This is a genomic window from Streptomyces sp. NPDC091289 (assembly GCF_044757365.1).
In the GTDB taxonomy this organism is placed as follows: Bacteria; Actinomycetota; Actinomycetes; order Streptomycetales; family Streptomycetaceae; genus Streptomyces.
Map to the genome: position 1 here is coordinate 155,932 of NZ_JBIVUT010000007.1, position 12,946 is coordinate 168,877.

Here is a 12,946-nt window from a genome sequence, read left to right on the forward strand (position 1 = left end):
TCAGGCCTTCTTGCGGAACTTGGACACCGCCAGCGGGGCCATCACCAGCGTGATGCCCGCCGCCCAGGCGAGGGTCAGCCAGACCGAGTGGGCGACCGGGCCGCCGCTCATCAGACCCCGCACCGCGTCCGCCAGGTTGGACAGCGGGTTGTAGTCGGTGAAGGCCTGGAGCCAGCCCGGCATGGTCTGGGTCGGGACGAAGATCGAGGAGCCGAACTGCAGGGGCATCAGCACCAGCATTCCCATTCCCTGGACCGACTGGGCCGTCTTCATGGACAGCCCGAGCAGGATGAAGATCCACATGATGGCGGCGCCGAACACGGCCGCCAGCGCGACGGCCGCCAGGAGTCCGAACACGGATGTGCCCAGCGTCATGCCGAGGGCGAAGCCCATCGCGAGCAGGATGGCGATGGCGACCATCATCCGGCCCAGCTCGACCACGATCTTGGCGATCAGCACCGAGGAGCGGGCGATCGGCATCGTCCGGAACCGGTCCATGACGCCCTTGCGGAAGTCGTCGTTGACCCCGGTGCCGACGGCCATGGCGATGTTCATGCCCATCATCGCCATCAGTCCCGGGATCAGATAGTTCAGGTAGACCTGCCGGTCCCCGCCGAGGCTGGCGCCGACCGAGCCGCCGAAGACGTACACGAACAGCAGCGTGAAGATGATCGGCATCAGAAGGACGTCGAACATCGACTCCGGGTCCTTCTTGATCTGGAGCAGATTGCGCCGCGCCAGAGCCCCGATGTGCCGCAGGTTGGCCCGCGGCCCGATCCGGCCCTCCTCGGCGACCGCGGCCTTCGACGGGCCGGTGCCCGCGGACCCGACGGGGGCCGGGGTCAGTGTCGTGGTGCTCATGCGGCGACCTCCTGGGGAGTCTGGTCGGAGAGGGGAGTGGCCTTGTCGCCGGTGATCGCGAGGAAGACCTCGTCGAGACTGGGCAGGGCCGTCGCGACATGGGCGAGGGAGAAGCCCCGGACGCCCAGCAGCCCGATGACGGCGGTGAGCTGCTCGTCGCTGAGGATCGGCACGTACAGCAGTCCCTCGTCCGGCACGGCCTGCGCCCCGGCGATGCCGTCGAGCCCGGCCTCCCGGATCGCCTGCGCCATCGCGGCCAGCTCCGCCGGGTCCGAGGGCCGGATCTGGAGGGTGCGTCCGCCGACCTTCGCCTTCAGCTCGTCGACCCCGCCCCGGGCGATGATCTTCCCGCGGTCGATGACGGTGAGCTCCTTGGCGAGCTGCTCCGCCTCCTCCATGTACTGGGTGGTCAGCAGGACGGTCGCGCCCTCGGCGACCATCCGCTGCACCTCGTCCCAGACCTCGTTACGGGTCCGGGGGTCCAGGCCGGTCGTCGGCTCGTCCAGGTAGAGCACGGCGGGGCTGCCGATCATGGAGGCGGCCAGGTCGAGCCGGCGGCGCATCCCGCCGGAGTACTCCATGCAGGCCCGCTTGGCCGCCTCGGTGAGCGAGAACCGCTCCAGCAGCTCATCCGCGCGGGCCCGCGCCTTCTTGCGGGGCAGATCGAGCAGCCGCCCGATCATGTAGAGGTTCTCCCAGCCGGAGAGCTTCTCGTCGACGGAGGCGTACTGCCCGGTCAGGCCGATGGTGCGGCGGAGCTGCCGGGGCTGCTTCACCACGTCGTAGCCCGCGACGACCGCGCGTCCGGCGTCCGGGGTGATCAGGGTGGACAGGCAGCGTACGAGGGTGGTCTTGCCGGCGCCGTTGGGGCCGAGCACACCGAGGACGGTGCCTTCGCGGACATCGAGGTCCACGCCGTCCAGTGCTTTGGTCTCGCCGTAGTGCTTGACCAGCCCCCGCACCTCGACGGCGTTCCGGCCGCTGCTGGGGTTCTTGTCGATTCGTTCCATGCCCACCAGCAGACCAGCGCCCACCGACAGCCCACCGACAGACCGCCGACACGGCCCGGCACCGGCCGCCGCGCGGGCGACAGCCCGCCGATGGGGGATGTCGGCGGGCTGTCGGTGGTGCGGGAAATGGTCGGTGGGTGCCGCTGTAGAAGAGCGGCGGCGACCGGGTGGGTCAGTGGAAGGTGTGCTCCGGCGCCGGGAACGTGCCGCCGACGACCTCGTCCGCGAACTCCTTCGCCGCGTCGCCGAGGACCTGCCGCAGGTTCGCGTACTGCTTGGTGAAGCGCGGCACCTTGCCGCCGGTCAGCCCGACCATGTCGGTGTAGACCAGCACCTGCGCGTCGGTCGCGGAACCGGCGCCGATGCCGACGGTCGGGATGTGCAGCGTACGGGTGACCTCGGCGGCCAGCTCGGCGGGCACCAGCTCCAGCACGACGGCGAACGCGCCCGCGTCCTGGACGGCCTTGGCGTCGCGCAGCAGCTGCTGGGCGGCCTCCTCGCCGCGGCCCTGGACCCGGTAGCCCATCGCGTTGACGGACTGCGGGGTCAGGCCGATGTGGCCCATGACCGGGATACCGGACTCGACCAGCAGCCGGATCTGCTCGTGGGACCGCTCGCCGCCCTCCAGCTTGACCGCGCCGACGCCCGCGTCCTTGATCAGCCGGGTGGCGTTGCGCAGCGCCTGGACGGGCCCTTCCTGGTACGAGCCGAAGGGCAGGTCGGCGACGATCAGGGCGCGCTTGGTGCCCCGTACGACGGCGGCGGACAGCATGGCGATCTCGTCCATCGTGACGGGCACGGTGGTCTCGTAGCCGAGGTGGACATTGCCCATCGAGTCCCCGACGAGCATGACCGGGATCCCGGCCTCGTCGAAGACGGACGCGGTCATCGCGTCGTAGGCGGTGAGCATGGGCCACTTCTCGCCGCGCTCGGTGGCGGCGGCGATGTCGTGGACGGTGATGCGGCGGGTGGACTTCCCTCCGTACAGCGCCTTGCTGCTGTCGGGGGACGGCCCAGCGGGGGAAGCGGACGCGCCCGCGGGGGAGGACTGGTTCTGCGCAGCCTGAAGCGACATGGCCAACGGCTCCTTCGTCATCTCGAGGCGCCCTGACGGCGTCCCCGGATCCCTTCCATGGTGGCATCCCGCCCCGCCGCTCGGGAAGTGGGCCCGCACTGTCGGCCTCGTCGGCCCCGTCGGCCATGGAGAAAGCTTTAACAATACGAGACGGTCTCGTATCGAAATGAGGTTAGGATCGTCCGCATGTCCATACCGTCCGGCGCTCCCGCCGCCGTGCCCCGTGTTCCCGAGGCGATCCACCGCCGCCGCTGGTGGATCCTCACCGTCCTCATGTTCAGCCTGCTCATCGTGGTGCTGGACAACTCGATCCTGAACGTCGCGGTCAAGACGATCGCCTCCCCCGCACCCACCGGCATCGGCGCCACCCAGAGTGAGCTGGAGTGGGCGATCAACTCCTACACGCTCGTCTTCGCCGGGCTCCTGTTCACCGCCGGCCTGCTCGGCGACCGCATCGGCCGCAAGAAGGTCCTCCTCGCCGGGATCCTGGTCTTCGGCGTCGGCTCCGCGCTGGCCGCCTTCTCCGCCTCGCCCGGTGAGCTCATCACCTGGCGGGCGCTGATGGGATTCGGCGCGGCCTTCGTGATGCCCGCCACCCTCGCCGTCCTGATGAACGTCTTCGAGCGCGACGAGCAGCCCAAGGCCATCGGCATCTGGGCGGGCAGCGTCGGGCTCGGCATCGCCATCGGCCCGATCACCGGCGGACTGCTCCTGGAGCACTTCTGGTGGGGCTCGATCTTCCTGGTGAACGTCCCCGTGGTCGTGATCGCCCTGGTCGCCATGGCGATCCTGGTCCCGGACTCCCGCGACCCGAAGCCCGGCAAGGTCGACCCGGTGGGCGTCGCCCTGTCCATCGTGGGCCTGGTCCTGCTGGTGTACGGGATCATCCGGGGCGGCGAGCTGGCCGACTTCACCGACACCACCGTTCTCCTCGCCATCGTCGGCGGGCTCCTCGTCCTGGCCGGATTCGTCTGGCACGAGAAGCGCAGCAGCCACCCGGCGATCGACATCACGTACTTCAGGAAGCCCGCGTTCTCCGCCGCCGTCGCCGCCATCGCGCTGGTCTTCTTCGCGCTCATGGGCGTGACCTTCTTCTCCGCCTTCTACCTCCAGAGCGTGCGCGGCTACACCGCCCTGGAGTCGGGCCTGCTGATCGTTCCGCTCGCCGCCGCCCAGATGATCTTCGCGCCCCGGGCCCGGCTGGTCGTCGACCGCTTCGGCGCCCGCGCGGTCTGCACGGTGGGCATGCTGCTCGTCGCCGCCGGACTCGCCTCGTTCGCCCTGTTCGACGCCGGTACGCCGGTGTGGGTGATGTGCCTCGTCTTCTTCGTCCAGGGCACCGGGATGGCGCACATCATGCCGCCCGTCACCGTCGCCGTGATGCAGGCGCTGCCCCGGGAGAAGGCCGGTTCCGGATCCGCCATCAACAACACCTTCCGCCAGGTCGGCGGAGCCCTCGGGATCGCGGTCCTCGGCTCGGTGCTCTCCACCGTCTACCGGGGCGACATCGAGGGCCACCTCGGGGCGGTCCCGGCCGGGGTCAGGGATGTGGCGGGGGAGTCCATCGAGGCCACGCTCGGCGTCGCCGAGAAGCTCGGCCCGGTGGCCGGAAAGCCACTGGTCGCCGCCGCCAACGACGCGTTCATCAGCGCCATGCACGTGACCGCGCTCGGCTCGGCTGCCGTCGCCCTGATCGGCGCGGTCGTCGTCGGCCTGTTCCTGCCCGGCCGGACCCCTGCGGCGACGAAGGCCCCCGGGGAAGCCCGGCCCGCGGACGGACAGCCCGCGAAGGAACGACCCGCGGAGGAACCGCTGAGCCGCTGAGCCGCTGACGAACAGGTGAGGTCCGTCGCTCCGGGCCCCCGGCGTCGGCGAGAATCGGGACGACGTACGTACGAGGAACGGCAGAAGCGCGTACGACGGACGTACGGCGGACGTGCGACGGACGTACTGAGGAACGACGACGACGACGCGTCGGCGCGGCGAGAGGCGGCTTCAGGTGCAAGGCCAGCAAGGCCAGGACGGCGAGCGGGACCGGTGCGGGGCACGGGACGGGTGCGAGCCGCCGGTCGGGGCGGCGGATCCGGAGCCGCGCCGCGGACGGCCCCGTTCCGCCGCGGCGGAACGGGCGATCCTGGACGCCGTGATCGCCCTCCTGGAGGCGGGCGAGCCGCTGGCGGGCCTCTCCATCGAGCGCATCGCGCGCACGGCGGGCGTCGGCAAGGCCACGATCTACCGGCGCTGGAGCGGAAAGGAGGAGCTCTTCGTCGACGTCGTACGCGACATGGAGCCCACCGACCCGCCCGTCTCCGGCACCGCCGGACTCGCCGACGTGCGCGTGATGCTGGAATCGATGCGCACCCGGGGCCTCGCCCAGCGCTCCTCGGTGCTCCTGGTCAATATCTTCGCCCAGATGAAGAGCCATCCGAAGCTGTGGGAGGAGTACTTCGGCACGGTGATCGCCCCCCGGCGGGTCGCGATGCTGGAGGCGGTGCGGCGTGCCGTCGCCGCCGGGGAACTGCGCGACGACCTCGATGTGGAGCTGATGGACGACCTCCTCGTCGGCCCCATGCTCGTCCGCACGGTGCACCGCCCCGACGCGCCGCTCCCCGAGGACCTCGTGGACCGCGTCATCGCCGCCCTGCTGGGGGGACTCGCCCCCGGACGAGTGTGATCGTTTCGTCACAAGGCCCCTCTTGCCGGCCCCAGACCGGAACCCGTCGTCCCGCCTTCGACGTCCTGCTCTCCGTACGGGATCTCCGTACGGTCGTCGGGCGCCGGGCAGCAGGCCGGTAGGTCGACGGAGGGAAAGGCGCCGCCCATCACCTAGGGTCGGGAGCGCGGCGATGTGCAGGGCAAGGCAGTGAGGACAGCGCGATGGTGCAGGCGTACGGAGCGGACACGGGCAACGGCAGCGCGGAGCAGCCGGGGGCCGACGGATCCCGCTTCCGGGGCCTGCGGGACAGACTGACGTCCGACCGGGGCATCTGGCGGCGGGGGATCGTGCTGGCCCTCTGCTCGGTGCTGCTGACCCTGCTGATGGTCGTCCACGCGCAGATCCCCAACCGGCTCGGCAACCTCGGCAGCCTCATCGAGACGTTCCTGCCGTGGGTCGCGCTCTTCGTCCCGGTGCTGCTGATCCTGGGCCTGGTGCGACGCTCCGCGACCGCGCTGATCGCGCTGCTGCTGCCCGTAGTGGTCTGGCTCAACGTGTTCGGCGGTCTGCTCACCGACAAGTCCGGCGGCGGCGGCGACCTCACCGTCGCCACCCACAACGTCAACGCCGGCAACCCCGACCCCGACGGCACCGCCCAGCAGGTCGCCGGTTCCGGGGCGGACGTCGTGGCCCTCCAGGAACTCCCGGGCCGGCAGGTCTCCACGTACGAGAAGTCGCTGGCCGACCGCTACCCGTACCACTCGGTCCAGGGCACCGTCGGGCTGTGGAGCAAGTATCCGCTCAGCAACACCAGGCCGGTCGACATCAAGATGGGCTGGACCCGGGCGATGCGCTCCACGGTCGAGACCCCACAGGGCCAGGTCGCGGTGTACGTGGCCCATCTGCCGTCCGTCCGCGTGAAGCTCCACGCCGGGTTCACCGCCAACCAGCGGGACAACAGCGCCGACGCGCTCGGCGAGGCCATCGCCGACGAACCGGTGAAGCGCGTCGTCCTGCTCGGCGACCTGAACGGCACGATGAACGACCGCTCGCTGAACGCGGTCACCTCCCAGATGCGCTCCACCCAGGGCGCGGCGGGCGACGGCTTCGGCTTCAGCTGGCCCGCCTCGTTCCCGATGGCCCGGATCGACCAGATCATGGTCAAGGGCGTCGAGCCGCTGTCCTCCTGGACGCTCGCGGCGACCGACAGCGACCACCTCCCGATCGCGGCCCGCGTGGAGCTGTGACGATGACCACGACCACGGTCGCGCAACCGCCCGTTCACCTCGCGGCATAAAACGTCTGCGACAATTTGTTCCAGTCGCATACATAAAGAAGACTCAGCCGTCGCCCGGCGTCCCCGCCGAGGCGACGGCTCTTCGTTCTGCCCCTGTCCCGTGTGATCGTGAAAGGTTCCCTCCCCATGCCCCTGGCTCTCCTCGCCCTGGCCGTGAGCGCCTTCGGCATAGGCACGACGGAGTTCGTCATGATGGGGCTGCTGCCCAACGTGGCGGACGACCTCGGGACGTCCGTGCCCACCGCCGGATACCTCGTGTCGGCGTACGCGATCGGCGTCGTCCTCGGCGCCCCGCTCCTCACCGGCCTCGGCTCGCGGGTCCCGCGCAAGCGGATGCTCCTGCTCCTGATGGCGCTGTTCACCGTCGGCAACCTGGCCTCCGCGCTCGCCCCGGACTTCGGCTGGCTGATCGCGGGCCGCTTCCTCGCCGGTCTGCCGCACGGCGCGTTCTTCGGCGTCGGCGCGGTCGTGGCCGCCCGGCTGGTCTCCGAGGGCCGCCAGGCGCGCGCGGTGGCGACGATGTTCCTCGGCCTGACGGTCGCCAACATCGTCGGCGTCCCCGCGGCGACCCTGCTCGGCCAGCACCTCGGCTGGCGGGCCACGTTCCTCGTGGTCGCGGCGATCGGCCTCGCCGCGATGGCGGCCCTGGCCCGCCTGGTGCCCCGCATCCCGGTCGAGGCGCACCAGGACGTACGCCGCGAACTCCGCGCCCTCGGCAACCGTCAGGTGCTCCTCGGCCTGCTCACCGCGGTCTTCGGCTTCGCCGGGGTCTTCGCGGTGTACTCGTACCTCTCGGCGATGACCACCGAGGCGATGGGCTTCGGCGAATCCTCCGTCACCCTGGTCCTGGCCCTCTTCGGCATCGGGATGACGCTGGGCGCCCTGGCGGCCGGCCCCCTCACGGACCGGGCGCTGCGCCCGACCCTCTACGGATCGCTCGGCGCGCTCGCGGTGGTCCTGGTGGTCTTCCCGTTCGTGGTGCACGTGCAGTGGGCGGCGCTGGTGATGGTGGTGCTGCTGGGCGGCGTCGGCTTCATGACGACGACCCCGCTCCAGATGCTGGTGATGAACAAGGCGAAGGACGCCCCGACCCTGGCCTCCGCCTCCAACCACTCCGCGTTCAACCTGGCCAACGCGGGCGGCGCCTGGCTGGGCGGCGTGGCCATCGCGGCAGGCTGGGGCTGGACGTCCCCGGCGTTCGTGGGCGCGGTGCTGGCGGTGGCGGGCCTGGCGATCGCGGCAACGGCGGGCTATTTGGACCGGGGCGAGGGAAGGGCGTCGCGGGTGGTCATGGGCGCATCCACGGCTTCGCACGGCACGGACCGGGCGCCCGTTTCCAGCCCGTCCGGCACCCCTTCCAGCCCGTCCGGCGTTTGAGGACGGAACCGATGCGCTGGACGGGCCAGGCAGCCATGGGTGGCCGCACACCCAGCCCGTCCGGCGTTTGAGGACGAAGCGGCCACCGGACGCCCCCGGTGACCGCCAACCCGGCTAAGACGACTCGCGCCACCGGTTCGTGATCGGCAACCGCCGGTCCTTCCCGAACCCCTTGGGCGAGATCTTCGTCCCCGGCGGATACTGCCGCCGCTTGTACTCGGCGGTATCCACCATCCGCAGCGTCTTCGCCACCAGCTCCGCGTCGAACCCGGCCGCCACGATGGCATCCAGCCCCTGGTCCCGGTCGACGTACATCTCCAGGATCGCGTCCAGGACCTCGTAGTCCGGCAGCGAGTCCGTGTCGACCTGCCCCGGCCGCAGCTCCGCGCTCGGCGGCTTGGTGATCGAGGCCTCCGGGATCGGCGGGGTCTGCCCGCGCTCCTCGGCGGCCCGGTTGCGCCACTTCGCCAGCCGGAAGACCGACGACTTGTAGACGTCCTTGATCGGCCCGTACGCGCCGACCGCGTCCCCGTACAGCGTGGAGTAACCGACCGCCAACTCCGACTTGTTGCCCGGCGCCAGCACGATCTGCCCCTCCTGGTTGGAGATGGCCATCAGCGTCGTACCCCGCAGCCGCGCCTGGAGGTTCTCCTCGGCCAGCCCGGTGAGCTGCAACGACTCCATGTACGCGTCGAACATCGGCGCGATCGACACCGTACGGAAGTTGAGCCCCGTCCGCCGCGCCAGCTCGGCCGCGTCGCCCTTGGAGTGGTCCGAGGAGTACTTCGACGGCATCGAGACGCCGTACACGTTCTGCGCACCCAGCGCGTCGCAGGCGATGGCCGCGCAGATCGCCGAGTCGATCCCGCCGGAGAGCCCGATCAGCACACTGCTGAAACCGTTCTTCGCGGCGTACGCGCGCAGTCCGACGACCAGCGCGGAGTAGATCTCCTCGTCGTCCTCCAGCCGCTCCGCGTACCCGCCCGCGAGCTCCGGCTCGTACGCGTCCACGGGCCGGTCGGACAGCACCACATGGTCGATGCGCAGCCCGTCGGCCACCACCCCCGACGGCGCCACGGCCTCGGCGGCGGGCAGCTCCAGATCGAGGATCACGCTGCCCTCGGAGAACTGCGGGGCGCGGGCGATGACCTCGCCCTCCTTGTCGACGACGATCGAGTCGCCGTCGAAGACCAGCTCGTCCTGGCCGCCGATCATCGCCAGATAGGCCGTCGTGCAGCCGGCCTCCTGGGCCCGCTTGCGGACCAGCTCCAGCCGGGTGTCGTCCTTGTCCCGCTCGTACGGCGAGGCGTTGATCGACAGCAGCAGCCCGGCCCCGGCAGCGCGGGCGGCCGGGACACGCCCGCCGTCCTGCCACAGGTCCTCGCAGATCGCGAGGGCCACATCGACACCGCGGATCCGGACGACGGGCATCGAGTCGCCCGGCACGAAGTACCGGAACTCGTCGAACACCCCGTAGTTCGGCAGGTGGTGCTTGGCGAAGTTGAGCGCGATCCCGCCGCGGTGCAGCACGGCGGCGGCGTTGCGCGGGGAACCGGCCGGCTGCCCGTAGCGCGCCGCGGCGTGCTCGGAGCGGTCCAGGTAGCCGACGACGACCGGCAGTTCGCCGAAGCCCTCCGCGTCGAGCCGGGCGGCCAGCGCGCGCAGCGCCTGTCGCGAGGCCTCGACGAAGGACGACCGCAGGGCCAGGTCCTCGACGGGGTATCCGGTCAGCACCATCTCGGGGAACGCCACCAGGTGGGCGCCCTGCTCGGCGGCGTGCCGGGTCCAGTGGACGATCGCCTCGGAGTTGCCGGCGAGGTCGCCGACGGTCGAGTCGATCTGATTCAGTGCGAGGCGTAGTTGAGGCACGTCCGCCAGTGTAATCGTCTTTCTGACGCGATGTCCCGGCGGGCCGGGCAAAATCTGCCCGGCCCCACCGAAACAGCAGGTCAGGGCCGCCCATCCGGCCCCGACCCGCAGGGACGCGAGAGTCAGGCCCGGTACCCGAGGACCGTCATCATCCCCGCCTCCGCGTGGTAGACGTTGTGGCAGTGGACCATCCACAGCCCCGGGTTGTCGGCGTCGAACTCCACGGTCAGCGACCGGTGCGGCAGCACGATCGCGGTGTCCTTACGGGCCCCGGCGGCGTTCCCCGCCAGCGCGAAGGTGTGCCCGTGCAGATGGAGGGGATGCCACATGGCCGTCCCGTTGTCGAAGACGACCCGCACCCGCTCGCCCGCCTCGACCGGCCGCCGCTGCTTCGCGCTGTACGGCTGTCCGTCGAAGGCCCAGTCGTACCGCGCCATTCCGCCCGTGAGCCGCATCCGGATCGTCCGGTCCGGCGCACGGGCCGGCAGCGCCACCGACGGGTCCGGGACCAGCCGCCCCGCCTCCACCAGCTTCCCGTCCAGCTCCTCGGGTCGTACGGAGGCGGTGGGCGCGCCCCCGCTCCCGGTCCGCAGCACGGCGAGCGCCGACGCCTTCTTCCCTTCCGCCAGGGCGGTCAGCGGGAAGACCCCGTCCCCGGCGGTGACGAGGACGTCGTACCGCTCGCCCATCCCCAGCAGCAGCGCGTCCCCCGTGGTGTGCCGGACCGGGAACCCGTCGGTGTGCGTCACGGTCATCCGGTGCCCGCCGAGTGCGACCCGGAAGGCGGTGTCGCCACCGGCGTTGATGATCCGCAGCCGGATCCGGTCACCGGGCCGCGCGGAGAAGGTGGACGGATCCTCCGGCACCCGCCCGTTGACCAGGTAGTACGGATAGGCCACATCACCCGCGTCGCCACCGAGCAGCTCACTGGTGGCGCCCATCATCATCCGGGAGGGCCCGCCGTCGTCCTGGCCGTCCTCGCCCGACATGGTGTGCGCGCCGTGATCCATCCCGCCGCCCATGCCCCCGGACAGCTCGTCGAGGACGGCATCGGGCGTCGACCCCTCCACCCCGTCCACCCAGTCGTCGAGGACGACGACCCACTCCTTGTCGTACGCCAACGGCTCCTTCGGATCCTCGACGATCAGCGGCGCGTACAGCCCCCGGTCCTGCTGGACGCCGGAGTGCGGGTGGAACCAGTACGTCCCCGGATGCGGCACGGCGAACCGGTAGGCGAAGCCGGCCCCCGCCGCGATGTCCCGCTGGGTCAGCCCGGGGACCCCGTCCATGTCGTTGCGCAGGGCGAGGCCGTGCCAGTGCAGGGAGGTGGGCTCCGGCAGATGGTTTGCGAGGGTCAGCGCGAGCGTGTCGCCCGCCGTCACCCGCACCTCGCGCCCGGGCAGCCGGTCCCCGTACGCCCAGGAGGCGACGGTCCGCCCGCCGCCGAGGTCGAGCCGGGCACGGGTGGCGGTGAGGGAGACCTCGCGTACGGGCCCGGACCCGCGCGCCGCCTCGGCCGCCTCGACCTCCTTGCCGCCGGGGGAGACGTACGTACCGGAGTCCTGCGCCCCGCCGGGGGAGTGCGTACCGCCGTGGCCGCTGCCGCCGTCGGAACAGGCGGCGAGGGCTCCCGTGCCGGCGACGGCGAGAGCGGCGCCGAGCACGGCGCGTCGAGTGGGTTGCGTGGGCATGCCGAATACACCTCTGAAGATCTGTGGAGCTGGTGTCACTGGGGGAGAGCGGAGGTGAAACGCCCACTCCTAAATACGCAGCACCGAAACGCTGGCGAGCACCGATATCCGGGGCGGCGGGACCGGCCGAGGAGCCCGCGGCAGCCCCGCGCCCACCGGCGTAACGAGCGGTCGCCCATCGGCGCGCAGTCCGAGCAGCCGGGCGCCGACGAGGGCGAGGCCCCAGACGCCGAGGACGGCGAGACAGACGGAGAGCGGATCCATGCCGCTCATGCCGCTCATGGGGTCGTCGGGGCCGGGGGAGTCGTGCGCCGGCGGGTGGGACGAGCCGGTGACGGCGGCGGCCAGGACCTGAGCCGGGCCCGAGACCTGGGCCATGTGCTCGACGGCGGCGACAGCGGTGGCGGGCGAGGACGCGTCACCGTGCTCCGCCGGATGCCCGACCGTATGCATGGTGACGATGCCGAACAGCAGGGCGGCGAACAGCATCAGCCGCCCGTACGTCCCGCTGCCGCTCCGCGCCGTGCCCGCCATGCGGGTCACCCTACCCCCGGCGGGTATACGGGCGAACGGCGGCCCGGCACCGTTCGCCCGCGCACGGAGCCGGTCAGCCGCGGGAGTAGACCTTCTCGGCCCAGCCCGCGATCTGCTCCTCGGTGAGATGCTGCGCGAGGTCGGCCTCGCTGATCATGCCGACGAGCTTCTTGTTCTCGACGACGGGCAGCCGGCGGATGCGGTGGGTCTGCATCTCCTCCAGGACCGCGTTCACATCGGCCTCCGCCTCGATCCAGCGGGGCGTGCCCTGCGCGAGATCGCCCGCCGTGATCTTCGCCGGGTCGTGCCCCTTGGCCACACAGTCGACGACGATGTCGCGGTCGGTGATGATGCCGACCATCCGGTCCGAGTCACCGTTGGCGGAGACGGGCAGCGCGCCCACGTTGTGCTCGCGCATCAGCTGCGCCGCACGGTCGAGCGTCTCGTGGGCCGGGATCCAGCGGGCCCCGCTGTGCATGATGTCCTTGGCGGTTGTCATGGGGGATTTCCTCCTGCGTGCCGATGGCACTGCCGTACGGCCCCGAGCGCAACCCATCGTCATCGGCCCGCCGCGGC

The 12,946-nt window shown here is 71.3% G+C and carries 11 protein-coding genes; 4 read left to right on the forward strand and 7 right to left on the reverse strand.

The annotated features are described in order from the left end of the window. The 3 genes from ACIQPT_RS11360 to panB form a co-directional block, all read right to left on the reverse strand. Complete coding sequence (locus ACIQPT_RS11360) at positions 1-861, reverse strand: ABC transporter permease (protein ID WP_401154912.1); 861 nt, start codon at positions 859-861, stop codon at positions 1-3. Continuing rightward, positions 858-1,871 (reverse strand): ATP-binding cassette domain-containing protein, encoded by a 1,014-nt coding sequence (locus ACIQPT_RS11365; RefSeq protein WP_401154914.1) that lies wholly within the window; start codon positions 1,869-1,871, stop codon positions 858-860. Before ACIQPT_RS11365 ends, ACIQPT_RS11360 begins: the two co-directional genes overlap by 4 nt. A 172-nt stretch (positions 1,872-2,043) precedes the next feature. Then, positions 2,044-2,946 carry a 3-methyl-2-oxobutanoate hydroxymethyltransferase gene (gene panB, locus ACIQPT_RS11370; RefSeq protein WP_401154916.1) on the reverse strand — a complete coding sequence of 301 codons (903 nt, stop codon included), beginning with the start codon at positions 2,944-2,946 and terminating at the stop codon, positions 2,044-2,046. 186 nt (positions 2,947-3,132) lie between these two features. On the opposite strand from panB, the gene ACIQPT_RS11375 reads away from it, so the two are divergent. The 4 genes from ACIQPT_RS11375 to ACIQPT_RS11390 all read left to right on the forward strand — a co-directional run bounded on the left by ACIQPT_RS11375 (position 3,133) and on the right by ACIQPT_RS11390 (position 8,276). Further along, positions 3,133-4,770, forward strand: a complete 1,638-nt coding sequence (locus tag ACIQPT_RS11375) for a DHA2 family efflux MFS transporter permease subunit (RefSeq protein WP_401154918.1) — start codon at positions 3,133-3,135, stop codon at positions 4,768-4,770. 175 nt (positions 4,771-4,945) lie between these two features. Further along, positions 4,946-5,620, forward strand: coding sequence for a TetR/AcrR family transcriptional regulator (locus ACIQPT_RS11380; RefSeq protein WP_401154920.1), 675 nt, complete (start codon positions 4,946-4,948; stop codon positions 5,618-5,620). Positions 5,621-5,823: 203 nt separating this feature from the next. Next, entirely contained in the window at positions 5,824-6,849 is a 1,026-nt protein-coding gene (locus ACIQPT_RS11385) for an endonuclease/exonuclease/phosphatase family protein (RefSeq protein ID WP_401154921.1), read from the forward strand. Between the two features lie 176 nt (positions 6,850-7,025). Next, the gene (locus ACIQPT_RS11390) at positions 7,026-8,276 is read left to right on the forward strand and encodes an MFS transporter (protein ID WP_401154922.1); all 1,251 of its coding nucleotides are present in this window, start codon (positions 7,026-7,028) and stop codon (positions 8,274-8,276) included. 114 nt (positions 8,277-8,390) lie between these two features. Here ACIQPT_RS11390 and ACIQPT_RS11395 read toward each other — a convergent pair whose 3' ends face one another. From ACIQPT_RS11395 to ACIQPT_RS11410, 4 genes are all read right to left on the reverse strand, one after another. Next, a complete protein-coding gene (locus tag ACIQPT_RS11395) occupies positions 8,391-10,145 on the reverse strand; it encodes an NAD+ synthase (protein WP_401154924.1) in 1,755 nt (584 codons plus the stop codon). A 122-nt stretch (positions 10,146-10,267) separates the two neighbouring features. Next, positions 10,268-11,836, reverse strand: coding sequence for a multicopper oxidase family protein (locus tag ACIQPT_RS11400; protein WP_401154926.1), 1,569 nt, complete (start codon positions 11,834-11,836; stop codon positions 10,268-10,270). Between the two features lie 69 nt (positions 11,837-11,905). After that, entirely contained in the window at positions 11,906-12,370 is a 465-nt protein-coding gene (locus ACIQPT_RS11405) for a hypothetical protein (protein WP_401154928.1), read from the reverse strand. Positions 12,371-12,443: 73 nt separating this feature from the next. Further along, positions 12,444-12,869: a CBS domain-containing protein gene (locus tag ACIQPT_RS11410; RefSeq protein WP_401154930.1), complete on the reverse strand. Its 426-nt coding sequence runs from the start codon at positions 12,867-12,869 to the stop codon at positions 12,444-12,446. Positions 12,870-12,946: the final 77 nt, after the last annotated feature.